The sequence below is a fragment of the Legionella sp. D16C41 genome, from assembly GCF_048541585.1.
Classification (GTDB): Bacteria; Pseudomonadota; Gammaproteobacteria; order Legionellales; family Legionellaceae; genus Legionella_C.
On sequence record NZ_CP183303.1, the window covers coordinates 28512 to 50058 of the forward strand.

Below are 21547 nucleotides of genomic sequence, written 5' to 3' on the forward strand. Positions count from 1 at the left end.
TTTTAATAGGTTGGGCGTGAAAAAAATACGTATTTATCAAGCTGGAAACTATAATATAGGCCAGATTATTGAATTAAATGCTGATGCAGGACAACATGTAAGTCTTGTTCTACGTAAGCAGATAGGGGATATTTTAACTTTATTTCCTGGTAATAATTATGAGTTTGATGCCGAAATTATAAAGGTTGCTAAAAAGAAAGTCTCAGTAACCATTTTAACAAAAAGAGTAGTTGACCGAGAATCGCCATGCCAACTTCATTTAGCGCAGGCAATTTCTAAAGGTGAGCGAATGGAGATAGTGGTACAAAAAGCAGTTGAACTAGGGGTAGCAAGTATTACGCCACTTATTACTGAACGTTGCGTTATAAAACTAGATAAAGATCGCTTTGAAAAAAAACGCCAACAATGGCAAGCTATTGCTATTGCTGCTTGTGAGCAGTCTGGTCGCAACAAAGTACCGCAAATTAAACCAGTTCTTACTCTAGAACAGTATTTAGATCAACCGCTACCTGCTTTAAACTTTGTTCTTGATCCTAAAGCATGCCACAATTGGAAGAGTATTAAGCCTAGCGTGACTGAAATAGGGCTTATTATTGGGCCTGAAGGCGGCTTTAGCCAAGGAGAGCTTACGAGTCTCATTGAAAAAGAGTTCTCTCCTTTAAGTTTAGGTCCTCGTATTCTTCGTACCGAAACTGCGGCAATAGTTGCGTTAAGTGTGTTGCAAGCAATTTGTGGTGATCTATAATGGTTAACAGCAACTTTAATTTAGCGAGGTTTCCTTATGAGTGATAATATTAAAACGGTTACTGATGCAAGTTTTGAGCAAGATGTTCTGAAGTCAAGTAAGCCAGTTTTAGTGGATTTCTGGGCAGAGTGGTGTGGTCCTTGCAGGGCATTAACACCCATTTTAGAAGAAGTGGCTGCTAATCATAGTGATAGCATTACATTTGCTAAGATAAATATTGATGAAAATCCTAAAATGCCTTCTCAATATGGCGTAATGAGTATACCTACTCTTATTCTTTTTAAGAATGGGCAGGTTGAAGCGGTTAAAATGGGCCTTTTATCTAAATCGCAATTAAGTGCCTTTATTGAAAGTAATAGTTAAGCCATTTATTTTTAAATTATTCCCGTCAATGAGTACGGGAATAATTTGCAAATTATATTATATAAATTTTCGTATACCTCTCCGTTAATCTCTTAATTTTCATAACCTTAATTCGATTTTTTCATGCTCTTTTTTAATTAACAGTGCTTTAAAATTATTGCCGATGTGTAAGTAAAAGCTAATTTTTAATTGACGACAAGACAACATCCGTGTAGTTTTTACGGGTTTTGTTACTTAAGAATTAAAGGAGTAGTATGCTTTTTGACTTAAAAAAATTTAAACTACTTTGCGTGTTGCTAGTTGTAATCTTATTTCCTTTGTTAGCTGGCCAATATATTCCTACTGAAGTTAAATCAATCTCTTATGCCTTAAGTTTAAGTATGAAAGCGGTACTTGAATTTTTTATGCCGTTTATTATTTTTAGCTTTGTGTTTTCTTGTTTGGCTAATCTACAAAAAGGCGCAGTCTTTTTTGTTGTTTTATTAATTACTTGTGTCTTTATTTCTAATTTTACTGCATTAATGGTTGGTTATTCATCAGGTTGTTTTGGACTTAATTTTTTTCATTTTAAAGCAGAAGCTATTAAAACAGCTACCCAGCTGTCACCTGCTTGGCAACTTCATTTAAAGAAATTAATCCCTAATGATATTGCGCTTTTAATTGGCTTTTTTACAGGGATTTTCTTTTCGTTGCGGCCAACAGCTTGGTCTAAGCATATGGGCGTGCTGTTAAATAAAATGGCCAATAATTTTTTAAAAAAAATATTCATTCCTTTATTACCTGTTTTTATACTTGGGTTTTTATTTAAACTTGAATATGAAAAAGTTTTGCATACCTCGTTAAATTTATATGGTCCTATTTTAATTTTAATTGTAGCCACCCAATGGCTTTACTTAAGTTTTTGGTATTTTATAGCCAGTGGAGCTAATTTTAAAAAGCTAGTATCTTATTTAAAAAATGTTCTACCTGCTACTTTAACAGGGCTAAGTACAATTTCTAGCGCGGCAGCAATGCCTGTTTTGTTAGTATCAACTGAAAAAAATCTTAATAATACTGAGAAAGCTAGAATGCTTGTACCAGCTATTATTAATATCCATACTATTGGTAGTGCTATTGGTATTCCTATTTTGGCTTTAGCTACGCTATCTACATTTAATCTACCACTTCCCTCTATACAAACATTTATTATATTTGCTTTTTATACAGCATTAGCAAAATATGCTGTTGCCGCAGTTCCTGGAGGCGTTATTATAGTAGTAGCTCCCATTTTAGAAGCACATCTAGGTTTTTCTAGTGATATGATAGGTTTAATTACGGCAATTTATTTAATTTGTGACCCATTTGGTACGGCTGCTAATGTAACGGGCAATGGTGCATTTCCCATTTTATTTACCAGGCTCTATACCAAACTTGGTAATATTAAATTACCTGTGTTTGGTGGCCGAAAAACATTGGCTTACAAGAATTAAAGTTATTTAAATTTATTTTTCTCTACAACTTATTGGCTAAGATATAAATTTGGTTCTGACTCAACAAATAATGTAATAATTTATTGGGTCAAGAGCCAGCCTACAACCGCGAATTAACTATAAAAAATTTTAATTTTTTAACAAAAAAGATAAAATGGAAATTATTTATTAAAGTAATATCTAGCTTTGAAAATTAAAGAGCACCATTATCAAGATTTAATTGTTCTTTTTAATAGCTGTTTTGCAGCTAAATACAATACCTGCTTAATTAAAGGTGACGAGGAGCCTATTTACCTTCCTGCTGATGAAACGCGCTCATTTCATGGAATTTATTTTGCCCATGGTTTTTTTAGTAGTGCTCTACATGAATGCGCACACTGGTTAATTGCAGGGCGTGCGCGTAGAAAGCTCGAAGATTACGGTTATTGGTATATTCCTGATGGACGCACAACAAAAGAGCAACAACTGTTTCAACAGGTTGAGGTTAAACCTCAGGCACTAGAATGGATTTTATCAGTAGCGGCAGGTTATCGGTTTCAGTTTAGTATTGATAACTTAGATGGTCCTTCAGTTAATATACAAGCATTTAAACAAGCTATTTATCAGCAGGTACTCATCTACTGTCAGCAAGGTTTGCCTAAACGAGCTAATTTATTTCGTGCATGCTTGTGTAATTTTTATCAAACACCAATAGCATTAGAACAGGGTCAATTTAAGCTATTGATTTAATGTAATAATTACAAATTCTATTATTAGAGAACTTAAATTTTTAATTTAAAAATATGTGTTAAAGCAATATATCAGGTGAAAAGTATGTTAAATGACTGGATCTCCTCTAAAAGCTGTGTTACGCTAAATATGTGGCCGTTTCCAACAGGTCGGCAATCTCAAGTTACCTCTTTATTGATATTCCTGCTAAATAGGCCAATATATTTGGTAACTAGCATTGGCAACGAAGCCTGTTGACGACAACTTTCCACGTTGATCTTCATAATTAAATTATCTCGGAATCCCATTTCGTTTAAATAGACAATACATCAAGTGAGTAGTATGAATCTTAGAGAACTTAAGCAATTACCTATTGCCGATCTTGTTAACATAGCTCAAGAAATGGGAGTTGAAAATACTTCCAGCAAACGTAAACAAGACATTTTATTCGCAATTCTAAAAGCCCATGCTAGTAAGGGTGAGGATATTCTAGGTGGAGGCGTTTTAGAAGTATTACCTGACGGTTTTGGTTTTTTACGTTCTGAAGACGACTCGTACTTAGCTGGTCCTGATGATACTTACGTATCACCAAGTCAAATTCGCCGTTTTGGGCTTAGAACAGGTGATACGGTATATGGCAAAATTCGCCCTCCAAAAGATAATGAACGTTATTTTGCGCTCTTAAAAGTTGATCAAATTAATTTTGATGCGCCAGACAGTACAAAACGAAAAATCCTATTTGAAAACTTAACCCCACTCTTTGCAAATCAGCGCTTAGTTATGGAACAAGGCAATGGTAGCTCTGAGGACTTAACAGCTCGCGTCGTTGATTTATGTGCACCATTTGGACGCGGCCAGCGTGGTTTAATCGTTTCACCGCCAAAAGCCGGTAAGACATTAATGTTACAGAATTTAGCTCATTCGATTGAAAAGAGTTATCCAGATTGCCATTTAATTGTATTATTAATTGATGAGCGTCCTGAAGAAGTAACGGAAATGCAACGCTCGGTAAAAGGTGAGGTAGTTGCTAGTACATTTGATGAGCCTGCTAATCGCCATGTTCAAGTGGCCGAAATGGTTATCGAAAAAGCAAAACGTTTAGTTGAACATAAACGTGATGTAGTTATTTTACTTGACTCTATCACACGTTTAGCACGTGCTTACAATACGGTTATTCCTTCATCGGGTAAAGTTCTTACAGGTGGTGTAGATGCTAATGCGCTGCAAAGACCGAAACGACTTTATGGTGCCGCCCGTAATATTGAAGAAGGTGGTAGTTTAACGATTATTGCAACAGCACTTGTTGATACTGGCTCTAAAATGGATGAAGTTATCTATGAAGAGTTTAAAGGTACGGGTAATATGGAAATCCATTTAAGCCGTAGTATTTCTGAGCGCCGTGTCTTCCCTGCAATAAACATTAATCGTTCAGGTACACGTCGTGAAGATCTCCTTTTAAGCCCAGAAGAATTACAACGTACTTGGATTTTACGCAAAATTCTGCAATCTATGGATGAGTGTGATGCTATTGAATTCTTAATTGAAAGAATGAAGAATCATAAAACTAATACAGAATTTTTTGAAGCTATGAAACGGCAGGAATAAGTAAGTCATAACTATTTAAATTGTTTAAGCCAAAGATCGTTCTTTGGCTTTTGCTAAAACAGAAGTTAACCATTTCTTTCAAAAATTAAACTTCATAGTGCTCTACATAGGTTAACTGTAGCTCTATTAAAAAGCTTTTTTATCTGATCTAGTGTCCCATTGCTTAAAATTAAAAGATAGTTTTCATTTTTTTGGGCAAAGGATACAGTACTCAAAAGTTCATAATTAATTTAGTTGATTATTAATTTAATGACTGACCGATAGCTTGTTCAATAAATAATCTTTTTAATGGCGTGAATTGATTACATAAATTTAAGCCTAATTTACGTAGCGTCATGATAGGTGGTAAGGGGTTGGCAAAGAGTGTTTTTAATCCCCCCATTACAGCAATGATCTGCCATACAGCGTATTTCCTTTGCCTTTGATAAGAAGATAATCTAATTTTGGAAAACTCTCTATTTGAGCCTTCTAGACATTGTAGCCAAGTAGCAATGTCTGCTAAGCCAACATTTAAGCCTAAACCGGCTAGAGGATGAATGGTATGCGCAGCATCTCCCATTAATAACCAATTTCTGCCTACATATTGTTTAGTATGCCGCATAATTAAAGGAAATTGATGCCGGTTACTAATTAAGTTTACGTGCCCCAATCTATAAGCAAAGGCTTTACTTAGGGCTTGGTTAAATACCTCAGATGGTAGAGTCATTAATTGATTAGCCTGTTGTGACGTTGTTGACCAAACAATCGAGCAGGTATGCTCATCAACTAGAGGTAAAAAAGCAAGAGGGCCATTAGGATTAAATACTTGGTAAGCAGTCTGGCGATGCGGTATTTCTGTTTGCACTGTTGCCACTAAAGCATGCTGATGGTAAGGCCAAGTGGTAACTGGAACAGATAACATATTGCGAATGGGTGAGTTGCCTCCATCAGTGATTAATAATAATCTACCTTCCCAGCTTTCTTCATTACTATAGAGTTTAATTTGTGGCTGCTGGGTTATTTGGGTAATTTTGGAATTTGGAAATAGCGTTACTGTCGGTTCTAAGGCTAAGCGCTTTAATAAAGCATTTTTAATAACGGTTTCTTCAATAATTGCGCCTAAATTTGAGCTAGCAATTAAACGGGCGTCAAATTCTATATAAGCTGAAGTGGATGCATCCCAAACATACATATGTTGATAAGGAGAAATACATTCTTTATCGATTAAATTCCAGACATCTAATTGTTCAAATAACTGCTTTGAAGCGTAATTAATAGCGTAAACACGTAAGTCTGGCTCTATTAATTGTTTGATTTGTAAGTCACCGGCATCAATCAGTGCAACGTTATAGTTTCGTTGTGCCATAGCTAAGGCTGCGGTTAAACCAATAATTCCACCACCAGCAACTAATACATCAAATTGACGCGACTTCATTTTTACTCCAAAGTTATAAATCGATGCCGCATACTAAGTCTGGAACAATTCCAGCAAAACCACGAGCATGGTGGGTAAGCATCTTCTTTAAAAAATTGCTATTGTCGAAAACAGATAAGCCTAGGCTGCGTAAAAATCCTAACCCTGGTCCTTTAGCTGTAAATAAATCAACTAAGCCGTTTGTCAGTCGGACAATCGCTTGTTGATCATATTGCCGCATCATTTGATATTTAGCTAGCATCTGGGTATTTAAACCATATTGGACAATACACTGAGCTAAAGTAGCTACATCTCTCAGGCCTAAATTAAAACCTTGCCCTGCTACTGGATGTAACGTATGCGCTGCATTACCAATAAAAACTAAAGGCCACGCGATAGTATTAGGCATAATAATTTGTTTTAAAGGGTAAATTACACGTTGGCCAACCCTAGTAAATCGTCCTAATTTATAACCGAATACTCGCTGGAGTTCGTTTAAAAAAGCGCAATCTGCTAAGTTTGTAAGATGATTAGCCTCATTAGGGTTTAGCGCCCAAACCATTGACATACGTTGTTCTGTAATAGGCAATAAAGCAAGGGGGCCTGAGTGAGTAAACCGTTCATAAGCATAATTGGCATGAGGGCGAGCGAGCCCAATGTTTGCAACCACAGCTTGTTGTAAATAGTCTTTAATTTTAATTTCTTTTGCAAGGCCTGCAAGTTGCCGCACTTTTGAGTGCGAGCCATCCGCTGCAACAATCAGTTTTGCTTTAATAGTTAATTGCTCACTATTATAGTTGATGATGGCTGACGAGGTGGCTTTATCTAGGCTAATTAATTTAGCGGAAGCCAATACGGAGTCATGGTACATAACTTGATAAAAAGCACAATTAATATATTGCATCTCAGTAACATAGCCTAAGGGCTGATTGTCTTGCCGTTGTAGCTGTGCTTTACCAAAACGACCCTGTTCGGAAATAAATATTTTGTAAATAGCGCTTACCTGTTGCTCAAGTAATGTCCATACCTTAAGCATTTGCAGTATTTGCCTACTTGCAGGTGATAGGGCAAGTGTACGAGCATCAAAATTAGGCTTAATCTTATCTGAAAGAGAAAACTCTTCGACTAATAAGCAGTTAAATCCTTTGTTAACCAATGCTAAATGTAATGCAGCTCCAGTTAATCCACCACCAATAATTAAAATATCAACTTTTTTTTCATTCACGCATTAAAGCCTCAATGTCTGTCACATCAACTGGAAGTGCACCAGTTAAATTATAATGGCCATCTGCTGTTACTAAAATATCATCTTCTATCCTTACACCAATATTCGACCACTGGCTATCAACGTTAGGCAAATTAGCACTAATATATAGACCAGGCTCCACAGTTAATACCATCCCCGGTTCTAATAACCGCCATTCATTATTAACTTTATATGAACCGCTATCATGCACATCTAACCCTAACCAATGCCCAGAGTTATGCATGTAAAAAGGTTTATAAGCTCCTTCTGCTATTAATGTCTCTGGATCACCCTGTAAAAGCCCTAGATCACATAATCCTTGCGTTAAAATGGTCACAATAGTTTCTTGAATAGTAGGCCAAGCAATACCTGGTTTAATACACGCAATGCCTGCTTTTTGTGCCTTTAAAACTAATTCATAAATGGCTCGTTGCGGCTCACTAAACTTTCCATTAATAGGAAATGTGCGTGTAATATCTGAGGCGTAATTTTCATACTCACACCCCGCATCAATTAAAACTAAATCACCTGATTTAAGAGGTTTATCATTATTTGTATAATGCAAAATACACGTATTTTCACCACTGCCTACAATGGGCGTATAAGCGACACTATGGGCACCTTGCCGAATAAATTCATAACGTAGTTCTGCCTCTAACTGATATTCATTTTTTAATAAATGACAAGTTTGCATAGCTCGCTGATGTGCTGCTACAGAAATTTCCGCAGCTCGCTGCATTACAGCAATTTCAGCATCACTTTTAAATAAACGCATCTCGCTAATTAGTGGCTCAAGATCGTGTAGGCTATCTGGCGGTTTTATTCCACGCCTAACTTGCGTTTTTAATTCTTTAATGGTGTATAAAATTATCCCGTCTAACTTCTTGTTACGACAAATTTCATAATATAAGGCGCTTTTATTAGCTAACAGTTCTGCTAATCTTGCTTTGAAAGTATCAATAGGAAAAGCTTGGCTTATATTTAAATTTTTACAGGCCCCCTCTTGCCCTAAACGTTTCCCAGTCCATTGCTCTTCAGCAGGATGACGAGGTTGATTAAATAAAATACTATTATCATTTTTACCAGCAAAGAGAACTAAAATAGCATTAGGTTCATTAAATCCTGTTAAATAATAAAAATTACTAGCCTGCCGAAAACGATAATGGCTATCACCATTACGTGGCATCTCTTCTGCTGCAGTAATAATAGCTACTGCATTCTCAGGTAATTGTTGTGCTAATTTACAACGACGTAGTTGATATTCCTCATAAGTTATCATATAAATTCCTTATTAGTGTTTAGCACGCTCATCGGTAGTATGCAGAGTATGAAAATCTTCACTTAAGCGCAAGACAGCCATACGTGTATATTCACTTATTTCCATTAACGCTTTTTCATCTTCTTCACTAACATCAAGGTTATCATAATCAAGTTCAGCAAATTCAACGATATGTTGTAACGCTTCACGTGACTCTTCTTCGGCAAGGAATTCATAATTAATACCAGCTAAGGTAATTCCTTGTGTAAAACCTTCACACCATTGACTGAAAGCTTGGGCTCTATCTACTAAAGAGGTTTCTTCATCAGGTAGAAGTAATTGAAAACCAAAATCGCGCTCGTTAATTTGTAGCTGGGTAGTGGTGTAGGCATCAAAGATTATCATAGCAGCTGTGCGTGTAGATTCATCTTTATTACTTTGCAATATTAAGGTTTGTAAGTAACTTTCAGCTTTCTCTGCAGCACCTGCACATAGATAGCCGCAAATAATACCATGTAATTCACTACTAGATATTGGCAATGAAAGAGCAGCTACTTTATTAACAAATTCCTGATAATTAGGTAAACGTACAAGGTTATTCTCAGCGGACATGTTGATACTCATAGAATAAATAACTAATAATAGCTTAATTGTCGGAACAAACCAAAATTGTTACTATTTAAAGAATAGCACTTACATTATAAGTAGAATTAATTATCTAATTTACACTACTTTGCCAAAGTATTTGTGGCAAACAGCTTAAGGCAAAAACTTATGACAACGTCGAAAACTTGTAAAATAAAATTATTAAATAAAAGTTATGATATTAAATGCCCTGAACATGAAGTTGCTAATTTAGAACAGGCCGCTGCTAAATTAAATGAACATTTGTTACAAAATAAAAAAAAATTCAAGCAATTAGATGATTTCCAGAATTTAGTTTTGGCATCATTGCATGTAAGTCATGAGTTGATTTCTTGCCAGAAGCAGCAAGAACAGCAAAGACATCAGGTCACACAATTTATTAACTCATTAGAAAATAAAATTAATCAAGTAGTTAATGGTAGCCCCTTGGCAGAGTCACTAAAAACGGATTAGGGAGTGTTATCAATTAGTTTTTGCAGTAAAAGTTAGTAAGCGCACTCACTTAATGATATGAAATTCAGAATAGCCCTGTCTCCTTACTCAGGCGAGAATCTATTGTTATCTAGGCACAGTAGAAAGTATAAAGATAGATTTCCGCCTACGCGGAAATGACAGGGTTTTTGAAAATGACAAGGTTTTTAAAAATGACCAGGCTTTTGGAAATGACCGACTCTTACAATTTACAACCATTAAGATAGATTTTTTATTCTGTCATTCCAGCGCAGGCGAGGATCTATTACTACCTAGGCACAGTGCACATACTAAGTAAGTTGGCACCTTAGACTTCTATCTAGATATTCTTTTCACTTTCTTAACTGTAAAGTTAATCGCCATAGAGTTAAGTCGTGCTATACTCCACTTAACCGACAGTAACTAGATTTCTGAACCAATGCACATAGATAGGGAAGCATCCTGTAGTTAGCGTTGTGCAAGCCCACCCTGAAGTGGGAAGCCTGAACTAACTCATCCGCTACCCACCTGAACCAAAGGGTTCAAATCTCATGCTGTCGGCTACCTAAATACCAAAGTCCTTTAGTTGATCCTTATATGCTAAAAGCTCATCACGCACTTTCGCCGCTAGCTCAAATTCCATATTTTTTGCATGGGTATGCATTTGTTTCTCAAGTTGCTTAATTTGTTTAGCTAATTGCTCAGGTGTTAAGGCTTTATAATTTGCTTGTCGCTCAGCCACTTGATTTTTACGTTTACCGCCGCTATAGGCTCCTTCCATAATGTCTTGTACGGCCTTCTTAATTCCTTGTGGTGTGATTCCATGCTCTTTATTAAAAGCAACTTGCTTATCACGGCGGCGCTTTGTTTCATCTAAAGCACGTTGAATTGAACCTGTAATTTTATCAGCATATAAGATAGCCCGCCCCTTAATATTACGTGCTGCGCGGCCAATAGTCTGAATTAACGAGCGATCAGAACGCAAAAAGCCTTCTTTATCAGCATCTAAAATGGCAACTAATGCAACTTCTGGCATATCTAAACCTTCACGAAGTAAGTTAATGCCAACTAAAACGTCAAATTCACCTAAGCGTAAATCGCGAATGATTTCTACTCGCTCTACAGTATCGATATCAGCATGCAGATATCGAACTCTAATACCATGCTCACTTAAATAATCGGTTAAATCTTCTGCCATACGTTTAGTTAAGGTAGTCACTAAAACCCGATAGCCCTGTTTAACTACAAGTCGTATTTCAGACAATAAATCATCAACCTGATTTTTCACAGGCCGTATGATGACGTCTGGATCAATTAAGCCAGTTGGCCTTACTACTTGTTCTGCTACATTATCAGCGTGTTGCATTTCATAAGGGCCGGGAGTTGCCGAAACATAAATGGTTTGGGGTGAGCGTGCCTCAAATTCTTCAAACTGCAAGGGTCGGTTATCTAGGGCCGAAGGAAGGCGAAAACCATAGTCAACTAGCGTTTCTTTCCGAGAGCGATCACCGCGGTACATGCCGCCAATTTGCGGTACGGTTACATGAGATTCATCAATAATTAATAGTGCATCAGCGGGCAAATAATCAAAAAGGGTAGGTGGTGGCTCACCTTGTTGTCGTCCTGATAAATAACGTGAATAATTTTCAATGCCTGAGCAGTAGCCAAGTTCTAACATCATTTCAACATCAAAGCATGTACGTTGTTGCAGACGCTGTGCTTCTAATAATTTATTTTCAGTTGTAAAGTAATTAATCCGGTCGCGTAATTCTTCTTTCACCAAGTCAACAGTTTGTAATAATTTATCTCGAGGCGTGACATAATGGGTTTTAGGAAATATAGTTACTCTTGGTAAGCGTTGAATGACTTCCCCTGTTAGGGGATCAAAAGTTGCTAAATTTTCTACATAATCATCAAATAACTCGATACGGATAGCTTCTTTTTCAGCATCTGCGGGAAAAACATCAATAACATCACCATGAACACGAAATTGCCCTCGCTCTAAGAAATTTAAATTACGAGTGTACTGCATTTCGGCAAGTCGTTGTAAAATTTTACGCTGATCGCATTGTTCTCCACGTGATAGATGTAATAACATACGCAGATAAGAATCAGGATCACCTAAGCCATAAATTGCGGAAACAGTTGCAACGATGATTGCATCTTTACGTTCAATTAACGCTTTAGTAGCTGATAAGCGCATTTGTTCAATATGTTCATTAATGGAGGCATCTTTTTCAATAAACATATCCGAGGAAGGTACATAAGCCTCAGGCTGGTAATAATCATAATAAGAAACAAAATATTCCACGGCATTGTCAGGAAAAAAGGCTTTAAACTCCCCATAAAGTTGGGCCGCTAAGGTTTTATTAGGAGCCATAATTAAAGTAGGTCGTTTCATTGCTTGAATGACATGAGCAATAGTAAACGTTTTACCAGAACCTGTGACACCTAAGAGAATTTGGCGGGCCAGGCCTGATTGGAGACCATCAAGTAATGAAGCAATAGCTGTAGGCTGATCACCTGCTGGTTTATAATTTGAATAAATTTTAAATACATTTTTCATTGTAACGCTAACCTAATTTGTTAAAACAGGAGCTTTAATATGTACATTGCCCTAGCTAACCGCGTACAGCTTGTAAAACCATCCCCTACTTTAGCAGTAGCAGCAAAAGCCACCCAAATGCAAGCCCAAGGGCTTGATATTGTTAATTTAGGAACAGGCGAGCCTGACTTTGATACACCAAAACATATCAAAGACGCTGCTGTTGCTGCAATTGCAGCTGGTTACACGAAATACACGGCAGTTGACGGTATTCCTGAATTAAAACAAGCTATCCGTGATAAATTTAAACGAGATAATGACTTTGATTATCAACTAAATCAGATCCTTGTTTCGGTAGGCGGTAAGCAAAGCATCTATAATTTGTGTCAAGCTTTTATTAATGACGGCGATGAAGTTATTATTCCGGCCCCTTATTGGGTTTCTTATCCAGATATCGTTTTATTAGCTGGTGGCACGCCTGTTATTATACCGTCGACTCCAGCAAACCGCTACAAAATTACACCTGAGCAGCTCGAGCAAGCTATTACCCCTAAAACAAAGTTGTTTTTTATAAATAGCCCCTCTAATCCCTCTGGCGTAGCTTATAGTATAGCTGAATTAACCGCACTTGCTGAAGTGTTAAAAAAGCATCCGCATGTCCTTATTGCGACAGACGATATGTATGAACATATTATGTGGGCACACCCGTTTGCCAATATTTTAAATGCGTGTCCCGAGCTTTATGAGCGTACTATTGTTCTTAATGGTGTTTCTAAGGCCTATGCTATGACCGGTTGGCGTATTGGTTATGCTGCAGGCCCCGCACCATTGATTAATGCGATGAAAACAATTCAATCGCAAGCCACTTCTAATCCTTGCTCTATTGCGCAACGCGCAGCTGTTGCCGCGTTAAATGGTGGCCAAGAGTGCGTAGAAGAAATGGTTAAAGTATTTAAGCAACGCCATGATTATTTAGTTGATCGTCTCGGTAATATGAACGGGATTGAAGTTATTCCTGCTGATGGCACCTTTTATATTTTTCCAAGCGTACAAGCCATTATCACTAAACGTGGTTTCGCTAATGATATTGAATTTGCGGAAAAATTATTGCAAGAGGAAGGCGTGGCCTTAGTGCCAGGCTCTGCATTTGGCAATGAAGGTTGTATTCGTTTATCGTTTGCAACTAGTTTTGAATGCCTACAAAAAGCCATGGATCGTTTGCAACATTTCTGCCAAAAATAAAAAAAATTCAAAATACTTAATAATACTATTGACCCGCAAGCGGAATCGATTTAAGATTCCGCCTCATTCCCCGGTAGCTCAGTCGGTAGAGCGGATGACTGTTAATCATTAGGTCGGCGGTTCGAGCCCGTCCCGGGGAGCCATATCCCATATGGCTTTTATTAAAATCCCTTCAAAATTTAAATTTTACGTGTCGAAGTTTGACGCTCAAAAAAAGTTTTATTTTAATTATTCTTCTGGGAAGCCGGCGTAGCCTGGGAGGAGGCCCAAAGGGCCGTATCCCAGGTTTTCATTTTACTTCCATAGCTCAATAAACGCCTATAAAATTCTAATCACAGGAAATCTAACTTCATAAACAATTATGGTTTATTTTCGCAGAGATTTTACGCCTGGCGGCACTTATTTTTTTACTCTTGCCTTAAGAAAACGGAAATTACAATTATTAACTAGACATATTGACTTATTGGGTGAGGCATTTCGAAAAATAAAACAAAAATATCCTTTTAGTACCGAAGCTATAGTCATATTGCCTGATCATTTACATGTAGTATGGAAACTGCCAGACGATGATTTTAATTACTCATTACGCTGGCATCAGATCAAATCTTATTTTACAAAAAGTTTAATCAAGAAAGGTGTAAAAATAACAAAAGATCAACGAGGCGAGTACCATCTATGGCAACGTCGGCTCTGGGAGCATCGAATACGTGATAAATCAGACTTTCAAGCACATATCGATTATATTCACTTTAACCCTGTTAAACATGGCTATGTATCTTCAGCAAAAGAGTGGCCCTATTCCAGTTTTCATCGTTATGTTCAGAATGGAATGTTGCAAGATAATTGGGGATATGATGGTGCCCAAAGTGAGTTTGGAGAATAAATAAATAGTGAATGTAAACCTGGGATACGACCCTTTGGGCCTTCTCCCAGGCTACGCCTGTTGTTTTCATTAATTAATGGAAAGTTCGAGTCAAAAAAAATTGGTTATATAATGAACGACCAAAAAAGAGTAGAAATAATTGCGCTAAGTCGTCAGCGTCATTTCCAACCAGAAAAGAATTCCCATCTAGAATATCTTGCAATTTGTGAGCAGCGATATCTAATGCTGTAGCTATCTCTTTAATACTATAGTTACCATATTTAAGTAATATTTCAATTAAAATTTTCTGCTTATAAACATCACAATTAAACTCCTGTTCTTCTAAGGAATTCTTAAATGTTACAGTACAACCCATATTTACTCCTTTTCTATTCCTATTAGATAAGCACAAAGTGGGTAATTATGTATAAATTAAAATTAATTGATACACGTAATTTATACGTGTTCCCTAAAATAGATAAAGAAGTAAAATAGCTCACCTTAATTAACTAGCAATCACATTACTTATGAAAACGATTTGTGTGTACCTTGGTGCAAACTATGGCAATAATAACTCTTTTAAACAGGCTGTCATTGATCTCGCTCACGAAATAGTGGAGTTAGATCTCACTTTAGTTTATGGTGGCTCAAGTCTTGGGTTAATGGGCCTCTTAGCAACCACTGTGAAAGAGCTAGGTGGCAAAGCCATTGGCGTTATTACAAACTATCTTATTGATAAAGAAAAGCCACTTGCTATTCTTGATAAACTTTATATAGTTGACTCTATGCAAGAAAGAAAACAATTAATGCAACAACTTGCAGACTGCTTTGTCGTAGTTCCTGGTGGCCTTGGTACTCTGGAAGAAGCAATTGAAACATGTAATGCTATAAAAATAGGCGAACTAAATAAAAAAATAGGCTTTATTAATGTTAATGGTTTTTTTGATACCTTGTTTCAATTTATAGATAATTGCAGGGACAGCGGCTTTCTTGCTCACGGACATTTTGCCCCAGAAGTAAACAAGAACGTACAAGCCTTGTTAAAAGCTTTAATTCAAACCAATGATGTTCAAAAAATAATAAGCCATATTCCCATGTTAAGTTGAGTTTTAGTTAAATGGAAGGAATCAATCTAGAAAAGCATTATGCTTTAACCAGTAGTGCTCATGTAAAAGAATTAGTTAACCCTTTACTTGAATCTATTGGATTATCTTATTTTAATTATATAAAAATTTATAACAACGATTGTTCAAGAGAGCTACTAACCAATAATCCAGACTGGATAAAGCATTTTTATAAGTGCGCGTTATTTAATTCTATTGCTGCTGTAGATATTGAGCATTTGCTTCCTAGGGGATACTTTTTGTGGTCAGAATTAGATGATAATGATCCTATTTATCTTCAGGGGAGAGATTTTTTTAATATAGATCATGGTATAAGCTTTATCACAAAAAGGGAGGATGTTACTTATTTGCATATTTTTGCTGCTAATCAAGAGCATTATGAAATTAATAATTTTTACCGAGGAAATTTAGATTTACTGCAAAGATTTATTTATTACTTTAATGATAAAGGCCAACAACTTATAAGAGAAGCTGGAAAACATCGTATATACCTTCCTAAGCAGCAATCCATTAATCCTAAACGTATTAATAGTGGGTCATTGTCTGAAGATGTAAGAGAACAATTTTTAAAGCAAACGATGGTAAATCAATATTTTCTATTAAATATTTCAGATCATTTATATTTAACAAATAAGCAAGCAGAATTCGCGCGCTTTTTAGTCAGAGGCTATACATCAAAGCAAATAGCTCAAAAAATGAATATATCGCCAAGAACAGCTGAAGGATACATGGCTGAAATAAAAAACAAACTTCAGCAAATTTTAAATAAAATTCTAAATAAATCAGAAATTATTCAAGTATTACGCAACGCAAATATAACCTAAGTTAGCTCTGGATTCTAGGTTAGAAGCAGTATTAGCCGGCGTAGCCTGGGAGTAGGCCCAAAGGGCCGTATCCCAGGTTTTCATTTTACTTCCATAGCTTAATAAACGCCTATAAAATTCTAATCACAGGAAATCCAACTTCACAAACAATTATGGTTTATTTTCGCAGAGACTTTACGCCTGGCGGCACTTATTTTTTTACTCTTGCCTTGAGAAAACGGAAATTACAATTATTAACTAGACATATTGACCTATTGGGTGAGGCATTTCGAAAAATAAAACAAAAATATCCTTTTAGTACGGAGGCTATAGTCGTATTGCCTGATCATTTGCATGCAGTATGGAAGCTGCCAGACGATGATTTTAATTACTCATTACGCTGGCATCAGATCAAATTTTATTTTACAAAAAGTTTAATCAAGAAAGGTGTAAAAATAACAAAAGATCAACGAGGCGAGTACCATCTATGGCAACGTCGGTTCTGGGAGCATCGAATACGTGATGAATCAGACTTTCAAGCACATATCGATTATATTCACTTTAACCCTGTTAAACATGGCTATGTATCTTCAGCAAAAGAGTGGCCCTATTCCAGTTTTCATCGTTATGTTCAGAATGGAATGTTGCAAGATAATTGGGGATATGATGGTGCCCAAAGTGAGTTTGGAGAGTAAATAAATAGTGAAGGTAAACCTGGGATACGACCCTTTGGGCCTACTCCCAGGCTACGCCTGTTGGATATGTATCCTCAGCAAAAGAGTGGCCCTATTCCAGTTTTCATCGTTATGTTCAGAATGGAATGTTGCAAGATAATTGGGGATATGATGGTGTCCCAAGGTGAGTTTGGAGAGTAAATAAATAGTGAAGGTAAACCTGGGATACGACCCTTTGGGCCTCCTCCCAGGCTACGCCTGCTTAAAATAATTAGGACTTCTAAATGATAGAAAAAATTGTTTCGGGTGGCCAGACTGGTGTAGATCAAGCGGCTCTCAACGTATCTTTAGAGCTAGGTATTGCTATTGGTGGATGGTGTCCAAAAGGTGGCTTAGATGAAAATGGAATTTACCTACTAGAGAAATATCCTAACTTAAAAGAAACTAAAACAAATAACCCCGATGAAAGAACCAGATTAAATGTTCAAGATTCTGATGGTACGCTTATTATTGTGCCTAGTTGGCCCTTGCCTGAAAAAATAAAAGATGGTACTCGTTTAACCATTAAAGAGTTTGAAGAACAAAGTAAGCCTTATTTAATTATTAAATTAGCTGATCAACGATTTTCAGTAGATGATGTGAAAGCATGGATAAAGCAGAATAATATTAAAATACTTAATATTGGCGGACCTAGGGAATCTAATTGTCCAGGCATATACAGAGCGTCATGTGATTTTTTTAGAGCCTTGTTTCCTCAGATTTAAAATCAGCAAGTAGCCTGGGAGTAGGCCCGGGCCGTATCCCAGGTTTTCATTTTACTTCCATAGCTCAATAAACGCCTATAAAATTCTATTCATAGGAAATCCAACTTCATAAACAATTATGGTTTATTTTCGCAGAGATTTTACGCCTGGCGGCACTTATTTTTTACTCTTGCCTTGAGAAAACGGCCCTATTCCAGTTTTCATCGTTATGTTCAGAATGGAATGGTGCAAGATAATTGGGGATATGATGGTGTCCCAAGTGAGCTTGGAGAGTAAATAGAATGTAAACCTGGGATACGACCCTTTGGGCCTTCTCCCAGGCTACGCCTGCTCTTATTAATTAATTAAATATTAGAGGGCGAAACTAACTCATTTCCCTGGCGTGGCTCTTCTGATGGAGTCATTGAGGTTTTACGAGTTGGTTTTCTATCAAAATAAGCTTCATTAGTGCCTAAGTTGTTGACCGAGCACTCAAAATCAAAACCTGGTTGCTGCTTGGTATGCGCTTTTACTAGTTCTTGAACATAAGTCATGTCTTCATCAAAGTATAAATTAGGCTCAACCTCAGCACGATTAAACTCTAAACGATAACGATCATCAACTTGTTTATTACGATTTACATACATATACATGCCTGCAGCAATCAGAGTAACACAAGCAACGGCGGCAAAAGCCGCAGGGATTGCTATTGCTATAATGGGAGAAGCAAAGAGTAATGGGGGTAAAAACATGCTAACAGCACTTAATACAATTAGGCCTACCAATGCAGAAAGGCCTATTAAAGGTACTTTTGTAAATCCAAACATATTCCTATCGGAGTTAGCATACCAGGCAGCACGTGCTGGTTTATTGGGGCACATGTAATCAAGACCATCTCGCTGATATTCATTAGAGCCCATCCAACGAAACTCTTCGCCTTGCTCTATATATTCGCGTGCTTTTTTACGTGCGTAGAATTCTGCTCCTACAGCAATCAAAGGCATTGCAATCATCATGGCCGGCAATAAAAAAGTTGCCATGGGTACAAAAAAAGCAGTAATTGTTGCTGCTAGTGTAAACAAAATTGTGGCAATTACTACAGGGCCGAATGTGGCAGCTACACCCCAGGCAATTCCTTGTGCTACTTTGTCATTCGTCCTTAATAAACTCTTTTGCTGTGGTTGATGACCTAATAAAAAGTAGGGCAAGTTAGAGTGTGTTGCAAAAAGGTCGTTTACCACCCCATATAGAATTCCACTTAAATAAGTAGATGCTCCCACAAACAATCCGGTCGCAATAGCCGTAAGCCAAAAAGGGGCAGCAAAAAATACTGTTGCAACAAAAAGAAGAATAATTGGAGCCGCTGCGGCAATACCTATAAAACCATTCCGCAATAGTTTGTGTAAAATATCATTTGGTGGTAATTCTTCACCCATTATCTGGGGATTATGATATAAAATTCTATAAAAACCATGCTTCTTTAGATAATTAACAGTGGCTCCATCCTGGTCTCTAGCTTCTAAAGCAACAATAAATTGATTAACAATTCTAATGGCTTCTTTTAGGTTTTCCTTTCCCTCCAATTTTAATTGATTTTCTGCAATTAACTTATAGATTTCACTATCTTTTATAAGCTTATTCTTTGCATCCTCAAGCATGAAATATAATATTCTTATTTGTTCTTTTTCACTGAATACTTGTTTACCATATCGGTGTACTAAATCTCTTAATTCCTCTTCTGACTTTTCTTTGGCCATGAGTTTACTCTCTATAAAAAAGCAGCATTGTACATTCAACTGAAATACGTGATCAATATTTAGTCATATTTATAATTCTGGTGTGTTGAGCAGATAAATCTTTCCAATACCAAATAGGTTCATGATGAAAAATTCGATTGTGCTATGTATCCTCAGCAAAAGAGTGGCCCTATTCCAATTTTTATCGTTATGTTCAGAATGGAATGTTGCAAGATAATTGGGGATATGATGGTGTCCAAGGTGAGTTTGGAGAGTAAATAAATAGTGAATGTAAACCTGGGATACGACCCTTTGGGTCTTCTCCCAGGCTACGCCTGCTGGCGGCACTTATTTTTTTACTCTTGCCTTAAGAAAGCGGAAGTTACAATCATAATCATTTAATAGAATTTAAATTCAATTATCTTCTTTTAGCTCTATTGTGTTTCCTTCTGGATCTTGAAGATAAAAGGATTCGCCATAGCCGGTTGCACCAAATCTAGTTCCATGCCGATATATTGCAATATTGTTAGTTGAAAAGTATTTTTGTAAATCTTTATAATTAAACGGTGAAATCCTTAAACAAAAATGGGCAAGACTAGAATTTTCTTGGTTGACTTTTTTCTTTACGTCGAGCAAATCAATAATACAATTTAATGTATCGCAATAAAATGAAATCATTTCTTTTAATTTTGTTGTTCGTAATACGATATGATCAATACAAATTATCTTAAACATAGCTTCTTTCTCTCCCTTTAATGTTTCGTAAATAACTGCCAGAGTTGAGCTGGATAGTCATTTAGATACATCGTAACTGTATTTTGACTCAATTCGCCTTTGCCTTTATAGTGAAGCATGTTAGATTCGCCATAATTTTGTGTTGAATCGTTGCGAAGTAAGTTATGTCTAATACTCTAACTTTTAAATCAGAAAAGGAATATTGCTCATACCGAGCAAATCTAGATTTCTGGTGGCCTCATATTATTACTGTTTTAGAGCGACATAATCTTGATGTAAATCAATGCCTGCTAGCAGAATGCGGCTTTAATCCAACTTATCCTGTATTTCTTATTGCCGATATTGTAATTAAGTTTTTTGGTCATCGCCCTTACTGGCGTGGAGCTTTTACTAGTGAATGTGTGGCACATGATTATCTTACAAAAGACAAGTCAATATTAGCTCCCAGCATTTTAGCTACGGGAGAATTATTTCCAAATACAGATTTGTGTTGGCCCTATATTATTTCCTCTAAAGTGCCAGGCCGCTCCTGGTTAGATACCACTTTTACAGCTGCAGAAAAAAATAATATTGCAGCAGAAATAGGCCAGCAATTGCGTAAAATTCATGAATTACCAACGGATAAACGCCTTCAACATGATAATAAATGGTCAACATTAAATTTTAAAATGGCAGCGGAAAAAAGCGTGCTTCCTCTGCATCTAGTAGCACAGGTCGATAATTTTATTGCTAAGCTAAATGATTTCGATAGCTGTTTTGTAAACAGCGACATGGTTGCTACTCATATTTTCATTGAAAATGGTCACTTATCCGGAATTATTGATTGGGGTGATGCCACTGTGACTGACAGGCATTATGAGCTTGGTAAATTACTTGATACATTTAATTGGGATAAAGAACTGCTTAAAATCGTTTTAAATAGTGCTAATTGGCCAGTCAAAAAGAACTTTGCTAAACAAGCACTTGGCCTTGCGCTATATCGGCAAGCCGTTGGACTTACCCAGCACAGTTCATTTGACGTATTTTATAAATTACCCAATCTTCTTCCACTAGAAGATATTGCTACTTTGGAAGATTTGGCCGATATTTTATTTGGCATATAATGACCTCTTTCCAAATTGGCAGTAATGAGACAAGGTCAGTCGAAAAAAGCTGGCGTAGCCTGGGAGGAGGCCCAAGGGGCCGTATCCCAGGATTTCAT

The 21547-nt window shown here is 36.7% G+C and carries 21 protein-coding genes, 1 tRNA gene and 1 other RNA gene; 15 read left to right on the forward strand and 8 right to left on the reverse strand.

Annotated elements, in window-relative coordinates; genetic code table 11:
- Positions 1–16 precede the first annotated feature (16 nt).
- The 5 genes from ACNVED_RS00095 to rho all read left to right on the forward strand — a co-directional run bounded on the left by ACNVED_RS00095 (position 17) and on the right by rho (position 4890).
- Positions 17–745 carry a 16S rRNA (uracil(1498)-N(3))-methyltransferase gene (locus ACNVED_RS00095; protein ID WP_419419743.1) on the forward strand — a complete coding sequence of 243 codons (729 nt, stop codon included), beginning with the start codon at positions 17–19 and terminating at the stop codon, positions 743–745.
- A gap of 36 nt (positions 746–781) precedes the next feature.
- Positions 782–1108 carry a thioredoxin gene (trxA, locus tag ACNVED_RS00100; RefSeq protein WP_419419744.1) on the forward strand — a complete coding sequence of 109 codons (327 nt, stop codon included), beginning with the start codon at positions 782–784 and terminating at the stop codon, positions 1106–1108.
- A gap of 254 nt (positions 1109–1362) precedes the next feature.
- On the forward strand, positions 1363–2577 hold the full coding sequence (locus ACNVED_RS00105) for a cation:dicarboxylate symporter family transporter (protein ID WP_419419745.1): 1215 nt from the start codon (positions 1363–1365) through the stop codon (positions 2575–2577).
- A 186-nt stretch (positions 2578–2763) separates the two neighbouring features.
- On the forward strand, positions 2764–3306 hold the full coding sequence (locus ACNVED_RS00110; RefSeq protein ID WP_419419746.1) for an elongation factor P hydroxylase: 543 nt from the start codon (positions 2764–2766) through the stop codon (positions 3304–3306).
- Positions 3307–3627: 321 nt separating this feature from the next.
- Positions 3628–4890 carry a transcription termination factor Rho gene (gene rho, locus ACNVED_RS00115; RefSeq protein WP_419419747.1) on the forward strand — a complete coding sequence of 421 codons (1263 nt, stop codon included), beginning with the start codon at positions 3628–3630 and terminating at the stop codon, positions 4888–4890.
- Between the two features lie 241 nt (positions 4891–5131).
- On the opposite strand, the gene ACNVED_RS00120 is transcribed toward rho, so the two are convergent.
- From ACNVED_RS00120 to ACNVED_RS00135, 4 genes are read right to left on the reverse strand one after another with little or no spacing between them, the layout of a single operon-like run.
- Entirely contained in the window at positions 5132–6304 is a 1173-nt protein-coding gene (locus ACNVED_RS00120; RefSeq protein WP_419419748.1) for an FAD-dependent oxidoreductase, read from the reverse strand.
- A gap of 13 nt (positions 6305–6317) precedes the next feature.
- Positions 6318–7508, reverse strand: coding sequence for an FAD-dependent monooxygenase (locus ACNVED_RS00125; protein WP_419419749.1), 1191 nt, complete (start codon positions 7506–7508; stop codon positions 6318–6320).
- On the reverse strand, positions 7501–8808 hold the full coding sequence (gene pepP / locus ACNVED_RS00130; protein ID WP_419419750.1) for a Xaa-Pro aminopeptidase: 1308 nt from the start codon (positions 8806–8808) through the stop codon (positions 7501–7503). Before pepP ends, ACNVED_RS00125 begins: the two co-directional genes overlap by 8 nt.
- A 12-nt stretch (positions 8809–8820) precedes the next feature.
- On the reverse strand, positions 8821–9399 hold the full coding sequence (locus ACNVED_RS00135) for a UPF0149 family protein (protein WP_419419751.1): 579 nt from the start codon (positions 9397–9399) through the stop codon (positions 8821–8823).
- Between the two features lie 162 nt (positions 9400–9561).
- Here ACNVED_RS00135 and ACNVED_RS00140 point away from each other — a divergent pair, with 162 nt between their 5' ends.
- Entirely contained in the window at positions 9562–9885 is a 324-nt protein-coding gene (locus tag ACNVED_RS00140) for a cell division protein ZapA (protein ID WP_419419752.1), read from the forward strand.
- Between the two features lie 405 nt (positions 9886–10290).
- Positions 10291–10449: non-coding RNA, 6S RNA (gene ssrS / locus ACNVED_RS00145), on the forward strand.
- Here ssrS and uvrB read toward each other — a convergent pair.
- A complete protein-coding gene (uvrB, locus tag ACNVED_RS00150; protein ID WP_419419753.1) occupies positions 10448–12448 on the reverse strand; it encodes an excinuclease ABC subunit UvrB in 2001 nt (666 codons plus the stop codon). The two genes, ssrS and uvrB, sit on opposite strands and share 2 nt — an antisense overlap.
- Before the next feature lie 39 nt (positions 12449–12487).
- Here uvrB and ACNVED_RS00155 point away from each other — a divergent pair, with 39 nt between their 5' ends.
- The 3 genes from ACNVED_RS00155 to ACNVED_RS00165 all read left to right on the forward strand — a co-directional run bounded on the left by ACNVED_RS00155 (position 12488) and on the right by ACNVED_RS00165 (position 14552).
- Complete coding sequence (locus tag ACNVED_RS00155; protein ID WP_419419754.1) at positions 12488–13669, forward strand: pyridoxal phosphate-dependent aminotransferase; 1182 nt, start codon at positions 12488–12490, stop codon at positions 13667–13669.
- A 67-nt stretch (positions 13670–13736) separates the two neighbouring features.
- Positions 13737–13812, forward strand: a tRNA-Asn gene (locus tag ACNVED_RS00160).
- A 218-nt stretch (positions 13813–14030) separates the two neighbouring features.
- A complete protein-coding gene (locus ACNVED_RS00165; protein ID WP_419419755.1) occupies positions 14031–14552 on the forward strand; it encodes an REP-associated tyrosine transposase in 522 nt (173 codons plus the stop codon).
- 73 nt (positions 14553–14625) lie between these two features.
- On the opposite strand, the gene ACNVED_RS00170 is transcribed toward ACNVED_RS00165, so the two are convergent.
- Positions 14626–14907 (reverse strand): hypothetical protein, encoded by a 282-nt coding sequence (locus ACNVED_RS00170; protein ID WP_419419756.1) that lies wholly within the window; start codon positions 14905–14907, stop codon positions 14626–14628.
- Positions 14908–15058: 151 nt separating this feature from the next.
- Here ACNVED_RS00170 and ACNVED_RS00175 point away from each other — a divergent pair, with 151 nt between their 5' ends.
- From ACNVED_RS00175 to ACNVED_RS00190, 4 genes are all read left to right on the forward strand, one after another.
- The gene (locus ACNVED_RS00175) at positions 15059–15637 is read left to right on the forward strand and encodes a TIGR00730 family Rossman fold protein (protein WP_419419757.1); all 579 of its coding nucleotides are present in this window, start codon (positions 15059–15061) and stop codon (positions 15635–15637) included.
- Between the two features lie 11 nt (positions 15638–15648).
- Positions 15649–16479 carry a helix-turn-helix transcriptional regulator gene (locus ACNVED_RS00180; RefSeq protein ID WP_419419758.1) on the forward strand — a complete coding sequence of 277 codons (831 nt, stop codon included), beginning with the start codon at positions 15649–15651 and terminating at the stop codon, positions 16477–16479.
- A 152-nt stretch (positions 16480–16631) separates the two neighbouring features.
- Positions 16632–17153: an REP-associated tyrosine transposase gene (locus tag ACNVED_RS00185; RefSeq protein ID WP_419419759.1), complete on the forward strand. Its 522-nt coding sequence runs from the start codon at positions 16632–16634 to the stop codon at positions 17151–17153.
- 263 nt (positions 17154–17416) lie between these two features.
- Positions 17417–17896: a putative molybdenum carrier protein gene (locus ACNVED_RS00190; protein ID WP_419419760.1), complete on the forward strand. Its 480-nt coding sequence runs from the start codon at positions 17417–17419 to the stop codon at positions 17894–17896.
- A 344-nt stretch (positions 17897–18240) separates the two neighbouring features.
- On the opposite strand, the gene ACNVED_RS00195 is transcribed toward ACNVED_RS00190, so the two are convergent.
- Positions 18241–19632 (reverse strand): hypothetical protein, encoded by a 1392-nt coding sequence (locus ACNVED_RS00195; RefSeq protein WP_419419761.1) that lies wholly within the window; start codon positions 19630–19632, stop codon positions 18241–18243.
- Positions 19633–20025: 393 nt separating this feature from the next.
- Positions 20026–20346 (reverse strand): hypothetical protein, encoded by a 321-nt coding sequence (locus ACNVED_RS00200; RefSeq protein ID WP_419419762.1) that lies wholly within the window; start codon positions 20344–20346, stop codon positions 20026–20028.
- Between the two features lie 164 nt (positions 20347–20510).
- Here ACNVED_RS00200 and ACNVED_RS00205 point away from each other — a divergent pair, with 164 nt between their 5' ends.
- Positions 20511–21449 (forward strand): phosphotransferase, encoded by a 939-nt coding sequence (locus ACNVED_RS00205; RefSeq protein WP_419419763.1) that lies wholly within the window; start codon positions 20511–20513, stop codon positions 21447–21449.
- Positions 21450–21547 lie beyond the last annotated feature (98 nt).

Bases quoted from the DNA above. Each gene is read 5' to 3' on its own strand.
- trxA (WP_419419744.1), top strand. From the start codon at position 782: ATGAGTGATAATATTAAAACGGTTACTGATGCAAGTTTTGAGCAAGAT.
- ACNVED_RS00105 (WP_419419745.1), top strand. From the start codon at position 1,363: ATGCTTTTTGACTTAAAAAAATTTAAACTACTTTGCGTGTTGCTAGTT.
- rho (WP_419419747.1), top strand. From the start codon at position 3,628: ATGAATCTTAGAGAACTTAAGCAATTACCTATTGCCGATCTTGTTAAC.
- ACNVED_RS00120 (WP_419419748.1), bottom strand. From the start codon at position 6,304: ATGAAGTCGCGTCAATTTGATGTATTAGTTGCTGGTGGTGGAATTATT.
- pepP (WP_419419750.1), bottom strand. From the start codon at position 8,808: ATGATAACTTATGAGGAATATCAACTACGTCGTTGTAAATTAGCACAA.
- ACNVED_RS00135 (WP_419419751.1), bottom strand. From the start codon at position 9,399: ATGTCCGCTGAGAATAACCTTGTACGTTTACCTAATTATCAGGAATTT.
- ACNVED_RS00140 (WP_419419752.1), top strand. From the start codon at position 9,562: ATGACAACGTCGAAAACTTGTAAAATAAAATTATTAAATAAAAGTTAT.
- uvrB (WP_419419753.1), bottom strand. From the start codon at position 12,448: ATGAAAAATGTATTTAAAATTTATTCAAATTATAAACCAGCAGGTGAT.
- ACNVED_RS00155 (WP_419419754.1), top strand. From the start codon at position 12,488: ATGTACATTGCCCTAGCTAACCGCGTACAGCTTGTAAAACCATCCCCT.
- ACNVED_RS00165 (WP_419419755.1), top strand. From the start codon at position 14,031: ATGGTTTATTTTCGCAGAGATTTTACGCCTGGCGGCACTTATTTTTTT.
- ACNVED_RS00170 (WP_419419756.1), bottom strand. From the start codon at position 14,907: ATGGGTTGTACTGTAACATTTAAGAATTCCTTAGAAGAACAGGAGTTT.
- ACNVED_RS00175 (WP_419419757.1), top strand. From the start codon at position 15,059: ATGAAAACGATTTGTGTGTACCTTGGTGCAAACTATGGCAATAATAAC.
- ACNVED_RS00180 (WP_419419758.1), top strand. From the start codon at position 15,649: ATGGAAGGAATCAATCTAGAAAAGCATTATGCTTTAACCAGTAGTGCT.
- ACNVED_RS00185 (WP_419419759.1), top strand. From the start codon at position 16,632: ATGGTTTATTTTCGCAGAGACTTTACGCCTGGCGGCACTTATTTTTTT.
- ACNVED_RS00190 (WP_419419760.1), top strand. From the start codon at position 17,417: ATGATAGAAAAAATTGTTTCGGGTGGCCAGACTGGTGTAGATCAAGCG.
- ACNVED_RS00195 (WP_419419761.1), bottom strand. From the start codon at position 19,632: ATGGCCAAAGAAAAGTCAGAAGAGGAATTAAGAGATTTAGTACACCGA.
- ACNVED_RS00200 (WP_419419762.1), bottom strand. From the start codon at position 20,346: ATGTTTAAGATAATTTGTATTGATCATATCGTATTACGAACAACAAAA.
- ACNVED_RS00205 (WP_419419763.1), top strand. From the start codon at position 20,511: ATGTCTAATACTCTAACTTTTAAATCAGAAAAGGAATATTGCTCATAC.